The 22,287-nt window shown below is 40.1% G+C and carries 16 protein-coding genes; 9 read left to right on the top strand and 7 right to left on the bottom strand.

Annotation, left to right across the window (positions count from 1 at the left end; translation table 11 throughout):
- The first annotated feature begins 1 nt into the window (after nt 1).
- Together ACXM0J_RS05070 and recD are read left to right on the top strand one after the other, a co-directional pair.
- Nucleotides 2-3,700 carry a UvrD-helicase domain-containing protein gene (locus ACXM0J_RS05070; RefSeq protein ID WP_213034364.1) on the top strand — a complete coding sequence of 1,233 codons (3,699 nt, stop codon included), beginning with the start codon at nt 2-4 and terminating at the stop codon, nt 3,698-3,700.
- A 108-nt stretch (nt 3,701-3,808) separates the two neighbouring features.
- Nucleotides 3,809-5,560, top strand: coding sequence for an exodeoxyribonuclease V subunit alpha (gene recD, locus ACXM0J_RS05065; RefSeq protein WP_086264330.1), 1,752 nt, complete (start codon nt 3,809-3,811; stop codon nt 5,558-5,560).
- Nucleotides 5,561-6,262: 702 nt separating this feature from the next.
- Here recD and ACXM0J_RS05060 read toward each other — a convergent pair.
- Nucleotides 6,263-7,561, bottom strand: coding sequence for a serine hydrolase domain-containing protein (locus tag ACXM0J_RS05060; RefSeq protein ID WP_262470007.1), 1,299 nt, complete (start codon nt 7,559-7,561; stop codon nt 6,263-6,265).
- Between the two features lie 210 nt (nt 7,562-7,771).
- On the opposite strand from ACXM0J_RS05060, the gene rpsO reads away from it, so the two are divergent.
- The 3 genes from rpsO (at nt 7,772) to ACXM0J_RS05045 (ending at nt 11,683) form a co-directional block, all read left to right on the top strand.
- Nucleotides 7,772-8,041: a 30S ribosomal protein S15 gene (gene rpsO, locus ACXM0J_RS05055; protein WP_002114951.1), complete on the top strand. Its 270-nt coding sequence runs from the start codon at nt 7,772-7,774 to the stop codon at nt 8,039-8,041.
- Nucleotides 8,042-8,298: 257 nt separating this feature from the next.
- Nucleotides 8,299-10,386 (top strand): polyribonucleotide nucleotidyltransferase, encoded by a 2,088-nt coding sequence (gene pnp / locus ACXM0J_RS05050; RefSeq protein WP_171071986.1) that lies wholly within the window; start codon nt 8,299-8,301, stop codon nt 10,384-10,386.
- Between the two features lie 85 nt (nt 10,387-10,471).
- Nucleotides 10,472-11,683, top strand: a complete 1,212-nt coding sequence (locus ACXM0J_RS05045; RefSeq protein ID WP_086264328.1) for a magnesium transporter CorA family protein — start codon at nt 10,472-10,474, stop codon at nt 11,681-11,683.
- A gap of 230 nt (nt 11,684-11,913) precedes the next feature.
- Here ACXM0J_RS05045 and ACXM0J_RS05040 read toward each other — a convergent pair whose 3' ends face one another.
- The 6 genes from ACXM0J_RS05040 to ACXM0J_RS05015 all read right to left on the bottom strand — a co-directional run bounded on the left by ACXM0J_RS05040 (nt 11,914) and on the right by ACXM0J_RS05015 (nt 19,297).
- Nucleotides 11,914-12,243 (bottom strand): chaperone modulator CbpM, encoded by a 330-nt coding sequence (locus tag ACXM0J_RS05040; RefSeq protein WP_002114963.1) that lies wholly within the window; start codon nt 12,241-12,243, stop codon nt 11,914-11,916.
- 11 nt (nt 12,244-12,254) lie between these two features.
- On the bottom strand, nt 12,255-13,211 hold the full coding sequence (locus ACXM0J_RS05035; RefSeq protein ID WP_063098020.1) for a DnaJ C-terminal domain-containing protein: 957 nt from the start codon (nt 13,209-13,211) through the stop codon (nt 12,255-12,257).
- A 146-nt stretch (nt 13,212-13,357) separates the two neighbouring features.
- On the bottom strand, nt 13,358-13,969 hold the full coding sequence (locus ACXM0J_RS05030) for a LysE family translocator (protein WP_005079293.1): 612 nt from the start codon (nt 13,967-13,969) through the stop codon (nt 13,358-13,360).
- A 138-nt stretch (nt 13,970-14,107) separates the two neighbouring features.
- Nucleotides 14,108-14,983: an Hsp33 family molecular chaperone HslO gene (gene hslO / locus ACXM0J_RS05025; protein WP_005079292.1), complete on the bottom strand. Its 876-nt coding sequence runs from the start codon at nt 14,981-14,983 to the stop codon at nt 14,108-14,110.
- A 164-nt stretch (nt 14,984-15,147) separates the two neighbouring features.
- A complete protein-coding gene (locus tag ACXM0J_RS05020) occupies nt 15,148-16,992 on the bottom strand; it encodes a monovalent cation:proton antiporter-2 (CPA2) family protein (protein WP_086264327.1) in 1,845 nt (614 codons plus the stop codon).
- Nucleotides 16,993-17,068: 76 nt separating this feature from the next.
- The gene (locus tag ACXM0J_RS05015) at nt 17,069-19,297 is read right to left on the bottom strand and encodes a primosomal protein N' (protein WP_086264326.1); all 2,229 of its coding nucleotides are present in this window, start codon (nt 19,295-19,297) and stop codon (nt 17,069-17,071) included.
- A gap of 149 nt (nt 19,298-19,446) precedes the next feature.
- Here ACXM0J_RS05015 and gspF point away from each other — a divergent pair, with 149 nt between their 5' ends.
- The 4 genes from gspF (at nt 19,447) to ACXM0J_RS04995 (ending at nt 22,286) form a co-directional block, all read left to right on the top strand.
- Nucleotides 19,447-20,652 carry a type II secretion system inner membrane protein GspF gene (gspF, locus tag ACXM0J_RS05010; protein ID WP_017481971.1) on the top strand — a complete coding sequence of 402 codons (1,206 nt, stop codon included), beginning with the start codon at nt 19,447-19,449 and terminating at the stop codon, nt 20,650-20,652.
- Nucleotides 20,653-20,675: 23 nt separating this feature from the next.
- The gene (gene gspG, locus ACXM0J_RS05005; protein ID WP_086264325.1) at nt 20,676-21,191 is read left to right on the top strand and encodes a type II secretion system major pseudopilin GspG; all 516 of its coding nucleotides are present in this window, start codon (nt 20,676-20,678) and stop codon (nt 21,189-21,191) included.
- 266 nt (nt 21,192-21,457) lie between these two features.
- Nucleotides 21,458-21,802 (top strand): hypothetical protein, encoded by a 345-nt coding sequence (locus ACXM0J_RS05000; protein WP_017481973.1) that lies wholly within the window; start codon nt 21,458-21,460, stop codon nt 21,800-21,802.
- A gap of 145 nt (nt 21,803-21,947) precedes the next feature.
- Entirely contained in the window at nt 21,948-22,286 is a 339-nt protein-coding gene (locus ACXM0J_RS04995; protein ID WP_017481974.1) for a tRNA-binding protein, read from the top strand.
- Nucleotide 22,287: the final 1 nt, after the last annotated feature.

Here is a 22,287-nt window from a genome sequence, read left to right as displayed (position 1 = left end):
CATGAACTCAAGAGTACAGGTGTCTTATCAACCTATTATTGATATTGAATTTAGTGGCTTACACTTAATTGAAGCTTCGGCAGGTACAGGAAAAACCTATACCTTATCAAGTTTGATGGTCCGTATCTTTCTTGAAAAGTACTTGCCTCGACAAGTCATTGCAACCACGTTTACCCGTGCTGCCGCTGCTGAGTTAAAAAGCCGTATTCGCGCCCGTTTGGTCGAAACGTATCGTTACTTAGAGACCAAGCGCAGTTTTACAGAACACGAATTAATTACGCAGGCCGAACAAGAGCCTGACTTATTACTCCAACATATTTTAAAAAGCTTTGCGACGCGTATTGCCTATGCGTGTGAACGTTTAAAACTGGTCATCGATCAGTTAGACGAGTTATTTGTCGGAACACTCGATAGCTTTAGCCAAAAACTATTACGTGAGTTTGCCTTTGAGAGTGGCAAAATTGAACACGCTCAAATCACTGATGATGCAAAAACCTATAGTCGACAACTGATTCATGATGTTTTGCGTGAATGGATACAGTCTCAACCTCAAACCGTAATTGATGCTTTATATCTGGCAGGAGAGTTAAAAAGTGTCGATAGTTTTGTCAAACTGGTCGAAGACTCACTTAACTTTAGTTCCGCTCATTTTAAACTTCCCGAAAAACCAACCATTCAATTTGAACAACTTGCTCAGCTCAAACAGTTGGCAACAGAAATTGACTTAAGTCTTTTAGAGCCGTATTACTTGCTTGATGGCGAACACTATAAGCATGTGAGCGGGACGGTATTTCGTAATGGGGCGTTTAACAAATTATTTAGCGAGTGTTTACCGCAGCTTTTGCAAGTTCTAACGCAAAGCGACAGCATTTTGGTTTTTGATGGGTCTTTGACTGCACAACGTGAGCTTGTTTTTAAGTTTTTAGGTCAACTTGTCGATCAAAAAGTTTTCAAAAAATGTCCTGCTGAAATTTCAGATGGTTTCTATCAACATCCTTGTATTCAACAGATTCAACAGCTATTTGGTGTGCTGAAAAACTACGCCGAGCAGTTCGACCAGCTTCATATTTTTTTAAAAGCCTATTTATGTGTTGAGGTTAAAAAACGTTTACCACAAGTTTTACAAAATAAAGGTGAAACTACTTTTTCTCAGCAAATTCGAACACTTTCTGAAGCTTTAAAAGGTGAACAGGGACAGCGTTTCGCTGTGTTTGTGCAGGCGCGTTATCCCTTAATTTTGGTCGATGAATTTCAGGATACCAACCAAGATCAAGACGACATGCTGGCGAGCATTTGGCGCCATCCAGAGCGCTACCACAAAGGCTGCATGATTATGGTAGGTGACCGTAAACAGGCAATTTACGGTTTCCGTGGTGGGGATATGCTCACCTTTTTAAATGCCTATAAAGATATTCAAGCCAAACATGGCCGCGAATATAAGTTAATTCATAACCATCGTTCCGTTGCAGATCTGGTTGAAGTGGTCGACGCCTTATTTCAAAGGCAAATCGACTTTGGTGAAGAGGTTCAATATGACCCAATTCGAGCGGGTACTCGACCTCATCCTGTACTGATTGAGCAGAACAATCATAATCCTTACCCTTTGCGCTGGTTAATGCTCAAAGATAAAGAAACAGAGGCTCAGCAAGTTGCATGGAAGATTCGAGATCTACTTAACCAGTCACATGCCGGACAACTATATTTTCAAAAAGATGCTCAGACTCAAACCTTAAATGAAGACGATATTGCGGTATTGTCTCGTAATCATGATGGGCTGGATAAAGTTCAATTTGAGCTAGAGCGTTTAGGAATACGAGTTAACAGGCCATCAAAACGAAGTGTTTTCGATTGCTCGATTGCTCAAGATGTGGGTGCTTTGTTGACCGCCATACTTCATCCTTACGAGGAGGCAAAAGTGAAGCGAGCTTTAATTAGCCGTCTATTTGCCATGGATTTAAAACAACTCTTGCAACTTGAGCAGACAGCTGAAGGGTTAAGCCAGTTTATGACTGGTTTTGACACAATTAGAGAGTTGTGGTCCGCTCAAGGCTTTTTAGTGGCATGGCAACAATGTCTCATCCAGTTTGATATATGGCAAAATTTAGTTGCTGCTCAAAGTAAAGACAATGAACGGGTTGTGGTGAACTTGCGTCATTTAACTGAAATTTTGAGTCAGCACAGTGAGAAATATTCAGGTGTGCAAAACCTCTATCACTGGTATCTCAAACAGTTGCGTTCTCCTCTTGATCGTGATTGGGAGCTAGAACGTAAATTGTCGAGTGAAGCTGGTGTTCAGCTCATGACCATTCACCAGTCAAAAGGGCTGGAATTTAAGATTGTATTTTTACTAGGTGCAGACAAGCCCTTTCGAGAAAATAATAAAACACTCAATTTTTCGACCCAAGACATTGTCAAACCGGACTCAAACCAGACTTTGACTCAACGTGTCGTTGCGATTGCTGACAAGACTTATTTGAATGAAATAGAACTTAAGCAACATGAAGACCGAGCGCTCGCTGAACAGAATCGTCTTTGGTATGTTGCTTTAACGCGAGCAAGCCACCGCGTCTATGCTGTTCTACAAGATCTTGATGGCAAGTCAGTATCAGGTCTCGCATTTTGGAAAAATAGGACTGAGCCTTTTCAACACCGTTGCTGTACGGATGAAATGGTTTTGGAGCAGATTCCACAGGCAATTCACTTAGCCAAACAAACAAGTATTATTGAAATACAAGCACAACGGTTTCCGGAACAACGTTTTTATTCGAGAGGTAAAACTAGTTTCAGTTACTTGGCACAGCATTTAAAACATAAAGCTGGCACAGATTTATTGGCGAGTCAGAGCAATGACGCTGTATTAGCAGAAGATGAGTTGGACTTGGTCAACACTGCTGAAGCAAGCAGTGCTCAGCCGATTGACTGGATAAAGAGTAACTTCCCTCGAGGAACGCTTGCCGGTAATTTCTTGCATGAAATATTTGAACATATCGACTTTCAATGTTCAGATGAATGGGTTATAGAAATACGTCGTCGTTTTAAAAATGACTATAGTAGCCTTTGGCAAGATTTACTTAATAAATATAACGAGAGTTTCCCAGAAGAGGAAGATGCAGAAAATCTGCTTTACCAGTCAGTTGCAGAGTGGTTGAAAGATATTTTGCGAACACCGCTTGATCAAGGTTTCCGGCTCAATCAGCTTCAACAAGAGCAGTATTTGTCAGAGTTTCCTTTTTATTTGGCATTGTCAGATCGGGTTCTAGCGATGACTCGTATTCAGCAACTCTTCGCTGAGTATGGATTGAATATGCCGGAGTTACTTGAGGCTCGTTCAGCACGTTACCTAAATGGTTCTATCGATTTGGTTTATTTTGATGGGCAGCGTTACCACATTGCCGATTATAAAAGTAATTACTTAGGTGATGATCTTACAGACTATCGTAGCGATAGCATTGCTCAAAGTATGTCTTTGGCAAGTTACTGGCTACAAGCAGGTTTATATCTCGTTGCGTTACACCGCTATTTGCAAGTCAAAATGCAGGATTACCAGATTGAGCAACATTTGGGTGGGGCAACTTATCTTTACTTACGTGGTATGAATGGTGAAGCGGAGCAGGGGTATTATTACTGGGAACCTAGTGTCGAGTTTATCCTTCGTCTTGATGCCATTTTGGGATATTTTGCTGAGGATAAAATAGCATGAAAAATGCTGATAAAAAGCGTAATTTGAAGATTAACAAATACTTGACATGTGGATAAGCCTGTCTATAACCATGTGGACAAGCGTGTGGAAAACTAGGTGGATAAGTGTGTGGACAATCTAAACAGCCCTGAACAAGCCGATTTAAGCTGGTTAACAACGTGGAGTAACTTCTTAAATCAGGTTCCATTTACTGAACAATCGCAAGTACCAGAAGCCACTTCTTACTTGCAACAGCTTATTGAAGCGAGCTTACAAGGCGATAGTTGTATTGATATCAGTTCAGAGCAAATTGCAGCACTTGGTCAGCTTGCTATATCTGCCGATCAAGCAACTTCAAAAGTTGCGCCATGCGTCTACGATGAGCAGGGGTTGGCATTATACCGATATTGGCACCTAGAGCAACGACTTGCAGAACAAATTTGTCGATTAAAGCAACAATTAATTCAACCTGTTTCTTGTGATGACTATTTAGACCTGCTTACCGATCCTCATCAACAGGCAGCTTTAAAGATGGTTGCTCGGCAGGGCTTGAGTATTATTACGGGTGGGCCAGGTACAGGTAAGACTTATACACTTGCGCGTATCATTGCTGTACTTAGCCAAGCAATTCCACATATTCGTGTGGCAATGGCTGCTCCAACAGGTAAAGCAGCACAGCGAATGCAAGAAGCCTTACAGAACTCATTTAACGATCCTAAATTACTTGAGTCCGGATTAGTGAGTGAAGAGCTAAGAAATCAGGGAACACAAACGATTCACCGTTTGTTAGGGATGGGACATAGTCAGACACCACGGTTTAATCAAAAACAGCCTTTGCCTTATGACGTGATTGTCGTGGATGAGGCTTCTATGCTGGATTTAAACCTGGCTACTCTTTTATTTGAAGCTGTGCCTGAGTCTTGTCGAATTATTTTATTAGGAGATGCAAATCAGCTCGCTTCCGTCGATGTCGGGGCAGTTCTTGCTGATTTACAGCAAATACAGGCATTGGCTGATAACCGAGTACAATTACAAACCAGTCGTCGTTTTGCTGAAGGGGCACTGATTGGGCAAGTTGCTAAATTTATTCAGGCGCAAACTCATCAACAAGACCATGTAGAAGTTTTACAGCGGTTTGAAGTTGATATTGTTCAGGTGTCAGAATTAAAGCCTATAGTTTTACAAAGTGACATGCCAGATGTGGTTCAGCTTGAGTATTTACCAGAAGGAAATCACGCAGAAGTCGAAATTTATTATCAGAAGCTCATGCTCGGTTTCCAAGGATATGTAAAAAGCCTAAAAAATTATTTAAAAGAAGAACGCTCGATTGAACAGGTCCAAAACGTAGTAAAAGCATTTGATGACTACCGGATTTTAACCGCAGTTCGTCATGGCCCGTTTGGGTTGCAGCAGTTAAACCAATATGCGCAGCGTTGGTTGCAGCAGCAACTTTCAATAGTGACTCTCGGAGGATGGTACGTGGGTCGTCCTGTAATGATGACTTATAACGATTATCAGCTCGGTATTTCAAATGGGGATATTGGTTTGTGCTTTGAGCACAGAACTCAGCCACAACAATTTGAAGTATATTTTCCAAGTTTGAACAAATGGGTCGCTGCAAATCGATTGCCTAAAAGTATTCAGAGCGCATTTGCCTTAACGATTCATAAATCGCAAGGGTCTGAATTTACTCATACTGCTGTCGTTTTAGATCAGGCTGCCAAGAACTTATTAAGCCAAGAGTTAATCTATACAGCCATTACACGCGCTAAGAAAGTAGTCAGTCTTTTGGTGCATCAAGAGGCTTTATTACAAGCATTTACAGTTCGTACTACACGAAAAAGCGGTTTAGTTCAAAAAGTTAATCGGTTAGTTCGTTAAGCCAAACTTAATATTTTCACCCTTGTAAGAAAAAGCTTACATAGATTCGAGATATTTGCTGCTAGAGTACACCCCGTGTTTTTGAGATTATAAACGCACAACGAGCTTGGCACGGAATGTCGGGCAAAATCGCACAATAATAATAACTTAAGTCGAGAGACTGCGAACTTACAATGAAGTAGGTGTATAAAGAGGAAACTTACAGCCGCTAAGCCTTGTAGTTTTGGGAGAGACTACAGGGCTTTTTTATATTTTGATTTTCTAATGCTCCTAAAAAACTACCAGAAAAGATCAATTTTAAGCCTATCTCTAGTATATTTCGGTTGAGAAAAATATATCAATAATATCAATATATTTATCTGTAATATGATTCTTAAATAAGCATTTTTCCTGTGAATTGTTAAGTTATATGTTATACAGAACTGTACGTTAAATGTTGAAAATGACTAAACACCAAATATTATACAGACCTGTACGTTTTTACTTACATGATGATAAGAAAAATACTACTTTTCTTCATAATTGGATGTGTCACAATACGTCACATAAGGAAATAGAAACGAAAACATTGGAAGTGAGTTAAAACAACAAGAAGGATGTGACTAGCATCTCACCAACGATAATAAAAACAGTAATAACACGATAAACAAAAACTACAGCGCAAAAAACCCAAGCAGAAATGCTTGGGTTTTTTATTTGCTTTTAAACTAAGTTGGTTTCATGAGAGTCGCTGCCGAATAAAGAACGACGTTGATCTCTAGGAATTCGTGGGCACTGGCTGGAGATTTGATAGAGTACTTTAGCTAAAGCAGGTAGGTGAGTACCTACTACAGATTTACCTGTCGTTAATAGGGAAACACTAATATCTCTTTCTGGATCGGCCCAGCATAAGATATTGGAGAACCCTAAATGGCCAAATGCTTGTCCTGTCATTGGACCAAAAAGGCCTACCGGGTTACTGCCTAACATTGGCCCTAAAGCATAGCGCATTGGAATTAATAAAGTCCGGTCAATGTTAACGCCTGTGGTTGGTAGTGTTGCTCTGAAAATTGTTTTCTCACTAAAGATTTGCTGACCGCCGTAGCTTCCTCCACTTAAAAGCATTTCAAAGAAGCGGCCGGCTTGTTCTGCACTGGTATAGATGTTTCCAGCTGGACAAATGGTGTCCATAAAACGACTATCGTTCGTCACATCAACTGCAAGTTGTAAACCGCCACCTAACACATGATTCAGGTAGTGATCGGTACCAAGGCGAGGGTGCAGACCTGTTGCACAGTTTAAGGCGACTTCTGAACGGTACTCTGGTTTTAAGCCATAGTTGAAATAGGGCATTCCCATCGGTTTTTCGATAGTTTGATGTACAAATTCACGTAAATCCTGCCCAGTCACCCGTTCAATGACTTCTCCTAAAATATAACCTGCCGTAACAGCATGATAGGCAAGGTGATTGCCAGCAGGAGACACAGGTCGGGCAGCATATAAACGTTTTAAAATTTCGTCTTTATCAAATAACAATTCTGGTGTGACATCGCCATCAATATAGGGAATGCCGCCACGATGTGCTAATAAATGAAAGATCGTTGCACGGCGCTTACCATTGACCCCATATTCAGGAACATAATAGCTCACGGGATCAAGTAAATTGATTTCACCCTTTTCATCTAATAGATGAATCAACATGGCTGTAATCATCTTTGATGCTGAAAATAGGCAAACAGGTGTATCTGGTGTTGCAATCAGAGCATTTTCTTGAAGTCCTGCCGGAGAGTTCCCTTGGGCATATCCAATACTTCTATTCAGCAAAATTTTATCTTGCCTGCGTAAACAAAAGGTAATGAGTGGATAGTTTCCGGTTTTATATAGTGCTTCTATACTTTTCCAGATTTTTTGAATCTGGTGATCGCTCATTCCACCCTGTTCAGCAGCAACTTCATCTTTTTGTCGAATGACTTGCTCAATATTGTCCGGTACTGGACAAGTGTTAGTTGAAAAAATTTTCACACGTCCCTCGCGCTTCTTTCTTTTTATTCGAGGCTAGTGTGAAGGGTTAAGGTCTTGATGTCAGTGTCTAAAATGACAAGTTACTGAAAACTATTTTGCAATCCACCTATAGATACCTTAAAATAGGCGACTTGCTGTAGTGATGCACGGCAGTCAGTTGCCTCAACTGATTAATATCGTTTACTTTTTTAAGCATCTCGGAGAAATCGAATGGCTTTAACTAATGCAGACCGCGCAGAGATCATTGCTAAATTTGCTCGCGCTGAAAATGACACTGGTTCACCAGAAGTACAAGTAGCTTTATTGACTGCTCAAATCAATGATTTACAAGGTCACTTCAAAGCTCACAAACACGACCACCACAGCCGTCGTGGTTTGATCCGTATGGTTAACCAACGTCGTAAATTGCTCGACTACTTAAATGGTAAAGACCACGGTCGTTACACTGCTTTGATCGGTGCTTTAGGTTTACGTCGTTAATTCGATTTTCACTTTGTTTTCGCTATTTCGCATGTCGCAATGCTTTATCGCTGAAAAGAGAGTTTCACTTAATGCTAGGTTAAGTGATTTTTAGAAGGGGCGCTTGTGCGCTCCTTCTTTGCGTTTAACTTATTTTAAATAATTGATCTAGTGTGATGGCTTCTAAGCTTTGTCATTTATCTACCAATCGGTGTAGTCTGAATGCCAAACCTTAGGGGTCTCACTAGAATAAAATTAGGAAAATACAATACATGTCAATGTTTAATATCGTTCGTAAAGAATTCCAATTCGGTCAACATCAAGTCGTTTTAGAAACGGGTCGCGTTGCACGTCAAGCAAACACAGTTTTAATCACTATGGGTGGCGTAACTGTTTTAGTTGCAGTTGTTGCTCAACCTAAAGCAAAAGCGGGCCAAGACTTCTTCCCGTTAACAGTTAACTATCAAGAAAAACAATATGCAGCTGGTCGTATCCCTGGTGGTTACGGTAAGCGTGAAGGTCGTGCTTCTGAAGCTGAAACTTTAATTTCACGTCTTATTGACCGTCCAATTCGTCCGTTGTTCCCAGAAGGTTACTTCAACGAAATTCAAGTAACAGCAACTGTTGTTTCTTCTGACAAAACTATGGATGCTGACATTGCAGCAATGCTTGGTACATCAGCAGCATTGTCTATTGCTGGTACTCCTTTCCGTGGCCCAATCGGTGCAGCACGTGTTGGTTTAATCAACGGTGAATATGTTCTTAACCCGAACTTTGAACAGTTGAAAGAAAGTGACCTTGACCTTGTGGTTGCAGGTACAGAATCTGCTGTACTGATGGTTGAATCTGAAGCGAAAGAACTTTCAGAAGACCAAATGCTTGGTGCTGTGCTTTTCGGTCATGACGAAATGCAAATTGCAATTCAAGCAATTAAAGAATTTGCGGCTGCTGCTGGCGCTGTTGAATCAACTTGGGTTGCTCCAGCTAAAAACGAAACTCTTCTTGAGCAATTAAAAGCAGCTTTCGAAGCGAAAATCTCAGAAGCATATACAATTGCAGTTAAACAAGACCGTTATGCAGCACTTGATGCACTTTATGCAGAAGCTTTAGCTCAGTTTGTTCCAGAAAATGACGAAACTGGTATTGCTGATGAAGTAAACGAATTATTCGAAGACCTTAAATACCGTACAGTACGTGACAACATCTTGTCAGGTAAGCCACGTATTGATGGTCGTGATACTAAAACTGTTCGTGCTATCGACGTTCAAGTTGGCGTATTAGATCGTGCACACGGTTCTGCATTATTTACACGTGGTGAAACTCAAGCGTTGGTAACAACAACTTTGGGTAATACTCGTGATGCGTTAATGGTTGATACCCTTGCTGGTACTAAGACTGACAACTTCATGTTGCACTACAACTTCCCTGCATACTCTGTAGGTGAAACAGGCCGTGAATCTGGTCCTAAGCGTCGTGAAATTGGTCACGGTCGTTTAGCACGTCGTGGTGTTCAAGCAGTTCTTCCTGCGGCTGACCGCTTCCCGTATGTAATTCGTATTGTATCTGACATTACTGAATCAAACGGTTCATCTTCAATGGCTTCTGTATGTGGTGCTTCATTATCACTTATGGATGCAGGTGTTCCGCTTAAAGCACCAGTTGCGGGTATCGCAATGGGCTTGGTGAAAGAAGGCGAGCGTTTCGCAGTACTTTCTGACATCTTGGGTGATGAAGATCACTTAGGTGATATGGACTTTAAAGTAGCAGGTTCTGCAAACGGTATTACTGCACTTCAAATGGACATCAAGATTGAAGGTATTACTGAAGAAATTATGGAAGTTGCATTAAACCAAGCATTTGCTGGTCGTATGCACATCCTAAACGAAATGAATAAAGTCATTTCACGTGCGCGTGCTGAAATCAGTGCTCATGCACCGACGTTTGAAGTGATTAACATCAACCCAGACAAGATCCGTGATGTTATTGGTAAAGGCGGCGCAACTATCCGTCAAATTACTGAAGAAACTAAAGCTGCAATTGATATCGAAGACAATGGTACAGTTCGCGTATTTGGTGAAACTAAAGCTGCTGCTAAAGCTGCAATTGCTAAGATTCAAGCAATTACTGCTGAAGTTGAACCAGGTAAGATTTATGACGGTAAAGTAATCCGTATTGTAGAATTCGGTGCGTTTGTAAACATCATGCCGGGTACTGATGGCCTTCTTCACATTTCGCAAATTTCAAATGAACGTATCGCGAACGTAACTGATGTTCTTAAAGAAGGTCAGGAAGTGAAAGTACAAGTTGCTGATGTTGATAATCGTGGTCGTATTAAATTGACTATGAAAGACATTGAACAAGCATAATTGTTCTGGTGACATGAAAAAGTCCGCTTGATGCGGACTTTTTTTATGGCATGATGCAAGTAATACAAAAACAGATCATTGTGGTATGCAGGTTTATTACTTTTATCGCCATCACGCTGACGGCTATGTCTTTTTAAGCCGTGAGCAGCATAATGAACACATTCTGGAGTTTTTCTGGATTGATAGTGTCAGAACGGATGTGGTGAACCATAACGAAGAATGGCAACAAACGATTCAACAGCTTTCAGACGTGGTTATCAATGAATTTCATATGCGGGATATTGCGAATATTGAGCATCCTTGTGCATTTGATACGCTTGAAGAATACGACCTGCTTATTTTTAGAAAGCTCGTTACACCTGATGATGAAATTAAAAATGGGGAATCCCATGAGAGTGTATTTGGTCTAGCAACCACGCCGATTAGCTTTATTTTTACCCCTAAAGTTCTGATTAGTGTTCGTGAGCAAGGCAATAAGTCGATTGAAAACTATATTCAACGTCTCGAAAATATTTTATGTAAAACTTTGGAAGAACAAAACAAAACCCGTAAGCTGCCTAATTCGCCTGTAGATTTATGTTTACGTCTGCTGAATAGTATGGTGGATGGCTACCTTGATATTCGTTCACCTTTAACTAGAAGGGTTGAGCATTGGCAACAACAGCTATTACAAGGGAATCGGCGTTTTAAGCAGTGGCATCAACTGTTTCATGAAAATATGGCCTTTCAGCAGGTCGAAAATCTATGCGAAGAACAAATCGAAACCTTACAAGAGTTTCGTGATGAAATTGTAGAAAACTATCATCATGTTATTGGTGAGAAGACGCATAGTTCTCAAGATCTTTTATTAGTTCGTTTGAATGATTTAATGAGTCATGTCGAACGTATTCAAAAACATACTTTACGTTTACGTAGCGCCATTCAGTCGGCGATTGATTTGCACTTCTCAGCAATTGCCAACCAGACCAATGAGAATATGCGTATTCTTGCCATTATTACTGCTGTATTTGCACCGCTTACGCTTTTAACCGGTATTTATGGAATGAACTTTGAGTTTATTCCAGGGCTTAAATCACCGGTAGGTTTCTGGATTATGCTCGGAGTCATGCTGCTAAGTACTGTTTTGTTACTGTACTATTTTTATCGACAACATTTGGTGGGGCGCGGTGAAAAAAGTGTGATTGATTTACTGGCTCAACAGCATCGCCAAGATCGAATGAATTTGTTTTGGTTTCTGGAATATGAACCGATTAAGCAGACTTTGAAGGAAGTGGAAAAGATTACTCGGTTGAAATAATTCTTCAATTTTTATTGAATTTTTTCCAAATTTGCTTGAGCTAAGCGTCATCCACAACCTGCCCATAATTTAGAAATTATTGTTTTTGCAAAGTAATATTTTAAATGAAAGAAGTGAACAGGTTTTGTGGATGACAATGGTTTTGGTTACTTTTGCCAAAACAAAAGTAACGTAATTGGCTGATGAAATAGATAGTGAGTGCCCGTAGGACTCCGTCGTCACTATCTAATCTAATGAAAATGCTTCAACTGTTTTCTAAGTTGTTGCACTTCATCAATCAAATCTAACATTACAGCAACTGCTGCCAAACTTGCGTCAAAGTCACGTTGTAGACGATACGCTTTACGTGCACGTGCGACATCTTCACCCATAAACTGGTGTGCCTCAGGTGTGTTCTCGACTGATAAAATATCATATTCAATGAGCTGAAGAATCCAGTCAGGACTTTGGCCGCAAGCTTGGGCAAATTGTTGTAAATCAAATGTCGATTGTTCATCAACGACCTCTGCACTAAAGGTATGGCCGTCATATACAATTTCTCGATAGTGAATGGTTGTCATGATCTTGCTCCCTAATGAGATGAACGAGGTTCGAATGAAGCAAAGGCTTCTGCCAGTTGCTGATACGCTTCTTTTTCTTTTTCAGAATTTGCTGGGGGGAATACAATATTTAAAATTAAATAAAGATGGCCTGGCGTTTTATTTGGTATCCCTTTGTCTTTTAAGCGTAGCTGTTGTCCTTGTTTGGCATTTTTAGGTAAATTGACATGTAAGGATCCTGCTGGAGTTTTTACTTCAATACCTTGACCTAGTGCCGCTTCCCAAGGAGCTACATCTACGGTCAGATATACGTCACTGCCTTCAACATGAACACGGTCTGTATCTTTATACTGGATTTCAATATAAAGATCGCCGTTGGCACCGCCATTAATCCCGCTTTGGCCTTGTCCACTTAAGCGAATTTGTTGACCTTCTTTCATGCCTTTTGGTATTTTCACCTGCAAGGTTTTGCGTTGAACTTCAGGTTCGCCATAAGCGTTTATGGTTGGAATTTGCAAAGTAATTTGCTGTGTTGAACCATGATAGGCAATATCAAGATCAACCTCTATGCTGGCATGTTGATCTTCACCGCGATAACTACGTTGTTGTCTTTGATATTGTTGTTGCCCACCGCCAAAGCCTGCACCAAAGCGACCAAATAAATCTTCAAAACCACTAAAGTCTGCTTGTTCACCACCTGTAAAACCTTGGCGATAAAACTGTGCTCCATCAAAACCACCTTGTGCAGCACCCTGACCAAAGTTATTAAAACCTTGAGGATGATCTAACATTTGGTCATATTCGGCTTTTTTTTCTGCATTGCTTAATGTGTCGTAGGCAACATTAATGGCCTGCATTTTTTCTTCTGCATCTTTTTCTTTGCTGATGTCGGGATGATATTTACGGGCTAATTTTCGATAAGCTTTTTTAATTTCATCAGCAGAGGCTTTGCGTGTAACCCCTAATTCTTCATAATAATTTTTTGCCATAATGTTTTATCACGATGGTGTTGTTTATTTCATTATGAAACGATTTTTAGAGTTTTCAATAAGCTAGATTGTATAAGAGTTGTTCTATTACGAAATCCAGCGGAACGTAAGGAGGTATAGCAAAATTAGACTATACCTCTAATAAGTTAGATAAAACTTTGATACAAGCCGTAAAGAGCAATCAGTAAAAGTAATAAACCGCAGAGGCCTAATATTTTTGGATATAAATGACTGTTAGAAAGGCGGCGGAAAAAGATATAAACCAAAGATAGGGTGAGGAAGTCTAAAACAATCCATGTCAGCGTAAGTAGGGTTAAACTTAAATTTAACTGAGGGGTAATAGAGACAAATTGCGGAAAGAAAGCCGAGAAAAAGATAATATCTTTTGGGTTTGAAATACCGACAAGAAAACCTTTTTTAAAGCCACCATTTTGTGCTGAAACTGTTTGTATCGCTTCTGGGTGAGGTGCCTGAATCACTTCTTTAAGAATACTCAACCCCAGATAGCCAATATATAGGCAGCCTAAAATACGAATGATATTGAGGTAACTATCATTAACACTCAGTACTCCTTTTAAAACCAGTACTGAAATAAAAATTAAAACAAGGGATGCTAGGTTTGTACCAAAAATGGTTTCCAGTGCTTTTTTATAGCCCCCTTTAAGTCCAGCGCTTGCAACTAAAATCATGACAGGGCCAGGGGTCGCAATCATGATAACTACGCTAAAAATAAAGAGAAAATAATCAAAATAATTCATGGTATTTAGGCATCTTATTTATTAGGCTATAAAGTAGCCTTATATTATCCTATTTGAATTAACATGTTGAAAATTATCATCAAAAAATACAGGTAAATAAAAAAGGCGGTATAACCGCCTTTTTATAAAGTTAAAAGATTAACTTAAATGTTCACCAAATAACGCTAAAGCCTCTTCAGCGGTAAAGGTATATTGCGTATTACAGAACTGACAGTCCATACGAATCGGGTTCTGATGTTCTAGGGTTTCATGAACAGCGTCTACACCAATTTGAATCAGGGCATTTGCACAGCGTTCTTTTGAACATGTACAGCCAAATTTTAATGCTTCAATTTCTGGTAACCGAACTTCTTCTTCGTTATATAAACGATACAAGATTTCATTTGCATCTAAATTGGTAAGCTCTTCAGCTTTTAATGTTTCGGTCAACATTGTCAAACGTGGCCATAAATCTTCATCGACCAAGTTTTGCTCTTCTTCATCATGACGTGGTAAGAGTTGAATCAGTAAACCGCCAGAACGCTTATCTGTACTTGCCAACACAATACGAGTTGGAATTTGTGCAGATAAATCGTAATACTGCATCAAGCAGCCTGCTAAATTTACTTGATCAAGCGGCACGATCCCTTGATAACGTTCGCCAAATTCCGGTTCAATATTAATAAATAAAACAGGATTAACTAGGGCACCAAGAACTGTGCTGCTGTCTGTTGCTTCAACAAAGCGGGGATCAGTTTCATAGTCCGCTAAAGCACGAACCTCTCCTAAATGATTACATTCAGCCATCGCCCATTTGAAGGTGCCGCTAGCCTGGATTTGCAAGCTGATACGGCCTTTGATTTTTAGTGTACTTGCAAGTAATGCAGTCGCACTCAACATTTCACCTAGCAGAATTTTAACAGCAGGCATATAGTCACGTTGAGCTAAGATGGTTTGTAGGGCTTCTTCAAGATGAACTACTTCTCCACGTACTGGAAAGTTCTCTATATAAAAGCGTTGGCGTAAATCAGACATAATATTCTCCAGGGCCCTAAGCAGAGTATAACTATTTCGTTTTAATCAAGCTTAGGAAATGCAGCGAAGCCGCAAGCCGGACAGGGGGCAGCTTTGTGCCCATTGTCCAATTATTTAGGCAATGTGAATAAGTCCTTAATATAGCCATTTTCTGAAATCTCAAGTTATTCTAGATGATCTCTTGTAATGTCGATGCGATTTGGCTGTAAATGACGCTTTAAATTAACATCATGTTTTGATGTAGCCTGTTGCTGCGCATCACTTTCAAACAAATGTTCAAGCTCGGCTAAGGCATTACGATGTGTTTCAAAAACCTTCTGTTCGTCTGTATAAATACTTTGCTGCTGTATGAGCAATTTCTCATCATAATCCCGAAAGATTTCGATATTGTTATAGGCTTGTTCATCAGAGATACCGAGTTCTCGCAAAGCGCGGTAAGCCATACCTAATGAAGATAGATACGTTTCACGCCAAATGTATTCAACACCTAAATCTCTTAAAAGATGGACATGGTGACGGTCGCGAGCACGAGCCAACAGCTTTAAGTTTGGATAATTTAATCTAAGATGACGTGCGACATTCATAGAGTCTTCAACATCATCGATTGCTAAAATAAATACTTTGGCTTTTTCAATACCAGCAGAACGCAGTAAATCGGGCTGGGTCACATCGCCATAATAGAGCTTACCGCCGTATCGGCGAACAAAGTCCACTTGATGAAGATTGTTGTCGATTGCAGTAAAGCCTAAATGTTGTAGGCGGGCAATACGCGCGATAATTTGTCCAAATCGACCAAAACCGGCAATGATAATCGGATTATCCTGCTGAGGAATTTCGTCATACTCAGGTGGACGTTCTTTATTAAACAGAGGAATGATCTGAGTTGCCATAATCCAGTAAATTACTGGAGTAAGTACCATCGACAACGTTACGATTAGAGTCACGGGTTCTAATATAGCTTGAGTTAAAACCTTCTCACTTTTTGCAAGACTCAAAATTACAAAAGCAAATTCTCCGCCTTGTGCCAAGCAAGTACCTAAAAGCAAGCTGTTATTCCAACTGTATTTTTTATAGCGGGCAATAGCGGTCAATATCAGCGTTTTGATGAGTAATAAACTGACTGCACCACCAATAATAAGCAAAGGCATTTCAATGAGCAATGACAGCTGTGTGGTCATGCCAACGGTCATAAAGAATAAGCCAAGCAATAAACCTTTAAATGGTGCAATACTCGCTTCAACTTCGTGGCGAAATTCTGAATCTGCTAATAATACACCTGTGAGGAATGCACCTAATGTGGTGCTAATTCCTAAAGTGTCCATAAGCAAGACAACAGCAAGAATAATAAATAATCCTACTGCTGTAATAAGTTCAGTCGCTCCACTTTTGGCAACAAAGCGGAAGAATGGACGCATCACATAGCGACTAAACAGAAATAGACCAGTAAAGGTTGCAATGATAGCCGCAAAATAAGCTACCCCATGATGGGTTGATTCTGTTCCTGCCAATAATGGAATAATGGCAAGTAAAGGAATAGCCGCTATATCTTGGAAAAGTAAAATGGAAAAAGACTGCTGACCATAAGTCGTATTGAGTTGCTGCTTTTCGGTCAGAAGTTGTAATACAAAAGCGGTGGAAGACAGCGCAAGGGCAAAACCAATGACAAAGCTCACAGAAAGCTGCTGTTGAAAGAGTAACAGTACGATCAGCATAAGAATGGTCCCACTAATGAGGACTTGCAGACTTCCCATTACAAAAATAGAGTCACGCATTTCCCACAAACGTTGGGGGCGCAACTCTAAACCAATCAGGAACATTAATAAGATAACGCCAAATTCGGCAAGTTCCATAATCGCTTCAGGGTCATGTGCAATATTTAAAACACTAGGACCTAGAAGTATTCCTGTAAATAAATAGCCTAAAACTGTTGCTATCCCTAGGCGTTTGCCAAGAGGGACTAAAATCAGAGAAGCTCCAAGAAAAATTGTTGCTTGCAGTAAGAATGACATTCATTGCCTCGAATGTATTAGTCTCTTTTAAGTGTAAAGCCAAAAAGGCTTCTTCACACCATGATATTCAAGCCATCTAATTAAATTCTTGCGGATCAACATCAATTGAGAGTCGAAGTTGATGTTGCCGAGGTGCATGAACCAATTGTGACCACCATTGTCTTAAGTAAAAATGGAGGCGAGCACGGTCAGCAGATAAAATCACCATGTGGGCGCGGTAGCGTCCAGCTTTACGCTCCATAGGGGCTGGAATTGGCCCCCAAATATCAATAATTTCACCCGCAATTTGGCGTAAATGTTCTGCCGCTTCATTTAAAAATTGCAAGGTATAGTCACGATCTTTGGATTCCGCACGTATCAGTACTGCATAACGGTAAGGTGGCAGCAAAGCAACTTTACGTTCCGCAAGAGTCTGTTTGGCAACCGCCCGATAATCTTTTTCGATGAGCGTGGTCAGTAAAGGGTGATCTGGTCTTAGGGTTTGTAAATAAACATGGCCTTTATGTTCACCACGGCCTGCACGACCCGCGACTTGTACAATTAACTGTGCAGTACGTTCTGGCGCACGAATGTCGACACTAAGTAACCCAGCATCAATATCTAAAATAGCAACCAAAGTCACGTGTGGGAAATGGTGACCTTTTGCCAACATTTGAGTACCAAGCAAAATTGTTGGTTTGTTTTGATGAATCCGATCATAGATTTTTTGCCAGCTACCGACACGACTGGTGCTGTCACGGTCAACCCGAATCACATCATAGTCTGGAAATAGTTCTTGTAAGTGCTCTTCAACCTTAGCTGTTCCAGCACCTAGGGTTTTTAGGCTTTTTTGCTGGCATTCAGGGCAGTGATCGGGCAAGCGATGAACAGTACCGCAGTGGTGGCAGTGTAAATAAGAATAAGGCTGAGTGTGCAACGTAAAATGCGCATCACAATGTGGACAATTTGCTTGCCACCCACAGCTTTCACAAACCAATACAGGTGCATAGCCACGACGGTTTAAAAAGATTAAAACCTGTTCTTTTCTCGCTAACGTATGCTTAATTTGCTCAATAAGAGGTTGGCTAATTCCATGTTGCTTTTTGACAATTTTAAGGTCAATCAAATGCATTTTAGGCAAAAGCGCATGGCCTGCACGTTGGTTAAGTTGCAGTGAAGTTAATTTACCAGTTTCGACCAAATAATAACTATCGATGCTCGGTGTTGCTGAACCTAAAAGAACAGGACAGTTTTGTAAGTGACCTCGGTACAGTGCGACATCACGTGCATGGTAACGGAAACCTTCTTGCTGTTTATAAGAGAGGTCATGTTCTTCATCTAAAATGATTAAGCCCAAACGTGGCAGTGGCGTATAGATGGCTGAGCGGGTTCCTAAAATAATAGATGCTTTGCCAGTCTGAGCCTGTTGCCATGCTTGTAAGCGTTTGGAGTCATTTAAGCCTGAGTGCAATAGAGCAATATCACAGTTAAAACGAGACTTAAAGCGCGAAATGGTTTGAGGGGTTAAACCAATTTCAGGAACTAAGACTAATACTTGCTTACCTTGCTTTAGCACTTCATGCATGATGTGCAAATAAACTTCAGTTTTACCACTTCCTGTTAAACCATCTAACAAAAAAGCTTGGTATTGATGCTGTGCGTTTACGACGTGCTGAGTTGCTTTCTTTTGGTCTTCATTGAGTGTAAGTGGCATTTGTGCCAATTGAACAGGTGATGGGCTAAAGTCGTGCGGTTCAAGCGTACAGTCAACTAGTCCCTTCTTTTGAAGTGCTTTAAGCGTAGCCGTTTCTACACCACTTAAATTAAGAATATTCTCTGTAGTTCCGGCAGGGTGTAACTTTAAAATTTGATACGCATCTTGTTGTTTAACAGAGCGTTTAAGAAGTGCTTCAACATTATCACATGGTGTGATTTTCCAAAGATGGAACAAAACATCCATTGGTTTGCCTTGACGCAATAATGCAGGTAGGGCAGTTTGCATGACCTCACCAATTGGAAATTGGTAATACTGAGCTGACCATGTCAATAAACTTAAAACTTGTTCATCTAAAATTGGTTCTTCATCTAAAAGGTCAGAAATGGCTTTAAGCTGAAAGGTGCCTGTAAATGATTCACTTGGATCAACTTTTTCAGTAATGATACCAATCAGATTTTGGCGTCCAAATGAAATAGCAACGCGTGAGCCTACGTGAGCCCGTTCATATTGTGCTTGGGTGAGTGTATAGTCAAAAGTGTCGTACAGATGTACAGGTACGGCTACACGCACACGATAAACAACTGAATCAGGCTTTGGCGTTATGGTCATAGAGGCTCATTTCGTCAATTTTAAAAAAACGGCATAGCGTCGTGAAGAGGACTTGGGTATTCTACACAGGCTATAGAACGAATATGAATGATTGCGTAGCATAGATGCAACAGCAGCGACTATTATTTTTGGAAAATTAGAACATTACCATGCCTGCATATCAATTTACTGCCATTGATGCTTCAGGGAAGCAGCAAAAAGGGGTGCTTGAGGGAGACTCAGCGCGCCAGATTCGCCAACAATTACGTGATAAAGCATGGACACCAATTAGCGTTGACCCTGTTGAACAAAAAGATAAACATCAGAGTCAGGGATTATTCCAAAAAAAATTCAGTGCTTATGATTTGGCGCTCATGACCAGACAACTTTCGGTTTTAGTTGCTGCTGCTATTCCACTTGAAGAAGCTTTGCGTGCCGTGAGTAGGCAAAGTGAAAAAACACATGTGCAAAATCTTTTATTATCTGTGCGTTCTCGAGTTTTAGAAGGGCATTCACTTGCACAAGGTATGCAGCAGTCTGGACGTTTCCCTGACCTTTATATTGCAACGGTGGCTGCTGGCGAGCGCTCGGGACATTTAGATCTCATTTTAGATCAGCTTTCGGATTACACCGAAAACCGCTTTGCCATGCAAAAGAAAGTTCAGGGTGCCATGATTTATCCAATCATTTTAATGCTGATGTCTTTTGGTATTGTGATGGGTTTAATGACTTATGTTGTGCCAGAGATTGTAAAAACTTTTGATCAAAATAAAGATGCTTTACCGTGGATTACAGTCGCTTTAATGAAAGCGAGTGATTTTATTCGCCACGCGTGGGTATTTATTATTTTTTTTGCAGTGGTGGGTGTTGTTGCATTCGTACGGTTTTTAAAAACCACTGCTGGACATTATGCTTTTGATCGATTAACACTCAAATTGCCATTATTCGGTAAACTGTCCCGTGGTATTAATGCTGCACGATTTGCCAGTACCTTATCTATTTTGACCCGTTCAGGTGTCCCTTTGGTCGACGCCTTAAAAATTGGTGCTGCTGTGACCAACAACTGGGTCATCCGCGATTCAATTGCACAAGCAGCTGAGCGAGTGACAGAGGGGGGTAACTTAGGTACGCAACTGGAACGCAGTGGTTATTTCCCACCAATGATGGTACAAATGATTCGAAGTGGAGAGGCATCAGGCGAGCTCGACAGGATGTTAGAACGAGCATCGACCATGCAAGACCGTGAGGTGACGACATTTATTTCAACCTTACTGGCATTACTTGAACCGCTTATGCTGGTTTTAATGGCAAGCATTGTACTGGTTATTGTAATCGCGGTTATGCTGCCAATCGTAAATATGAACAATATGATTTAATAACTTTGATATTAGAGATAATGATGAAGATGGTCATGAAACAAAAAGAGCACGTTAAGGATGCTCAAAAAACCTCAAGCCTAGCTTTCGGACTTGCGGCACGTTCGAGCGGTGCTCGAATGAAACGTGCCTCAGGCTTTACTCTCATTGAAGTCATGGTTGTGATTGTAATTTTAGGTGTGTTAGCAGCTTTAATCGTACCAAATGTCATGGGGCGTAGTGAAAAAGCCAAAATTGATACGACTCAAATTGCATTAAAGGGTGTGGCGGGTGCTTTAGATCAGTACAAGCTTGATAATGGCCATTTCCCAACCATGCAAGAAGGTGGGCTAGATGCTTTGGTTAACCAGCCAGCTACGGCGAAAAACTGGATGCCGGGTGGCTATGTAAAAGGTGGTTATCCTAAAGATAGTTGGAAAAACGATATTCAATACGTCATTCCTGGGGCAGATGGTCGAGCTTTTGACTTGTACTCATTTGGAGCAGATGGCAAAGAAGGCGGTGAAGGTAATGATGCAGATATTTATTATCAACCTTAATTAAAATGTAATGGAGATTATCAATTCAGTTAAAAGATAAAATGATAAATACGAATTGATAATCTCTCTCAATCAGTAAAATATAATAACTAACTGAAAAATATAAACTAAAGTTAATGTGGATGTTTGAGATTTATAATAAGAATTATTCCCATATTTAATAGTTACAAGAAAGTTAAAATGTAGAGAAAAATAAGCTATATATTTAAATAAAACCTTTGCATAATAATTAAAAAGCACTTTATTCAATTAAAAGGAGAGATTAAATGAAAGCATTTCTCATATTAGATGAAATGACGCAGTTTCATTGGGTAATGCTCAAGTCTGTCCTATTGATTTTGGGTTTGTTGCCGATTGCTGAAGTTTCATTAAAGTTATGGCTGAGTACAGAGGGAAGTAGCCAAATTATGATTGGTTTCTTCGCATTAAGTATTGTGAGCGCATGGTTAATGGTGAGCTTCTTTACAGCATTAAAAGCGAGCGTCTGGCAAGCTAAACAAATATCAACTAAATATGAGCAATTTCTTTTTAAAGCTTACCGTTATGTACCTATGGTCTTTTTATCGAGTTTAGTTGCTTATTTATCTTTGCAATTATCAATCGCTTTTTAATAATATTTTAAAAACAAATTTTTAGATAAAACGTAGACTAAACATCTACGTTTTATTTTTTAACTGGACTTAAAAACAGGGTGTTTCTTCATTTGTACATATTATATGCTTCAAATCAGTAATTTAAGAACATGGGAAATATGAAATGGAACAAATCGAGTGGAATGATTTTTTAAAAGTAGAGCTTCGCGTTGGTAAAATTATTCAAGCCGATGTTTTTGAAAAAGCGCGTAAACCTGCTTATATTTTGCATGTGGATTTTGGTGAGGAATTGGGTGTACGTAAATCAAGTGCACAGATTACAAAGCTTTATCAGCCACAAGATTTGATTGGTAAGTTAGTTGTTGCTGTAGTGAATTTTCCCAAAAAACAAATTGGTCCTATTCAGTCAGAATGTTTGGTGACAGGATTTCATAATGCAGATGGTGATGTAGCACTTTGTATCCCAGAGTTTGAAGTGCCTCTGGGTACAAAGTTATTGTAAA

Source organism: Acinetobacter sp. GRABPA_MV_2, from assembly GCF_056725885.1.
This window is presented reverse-complemented; position numbering and strand designations above follow the sequence as displayed.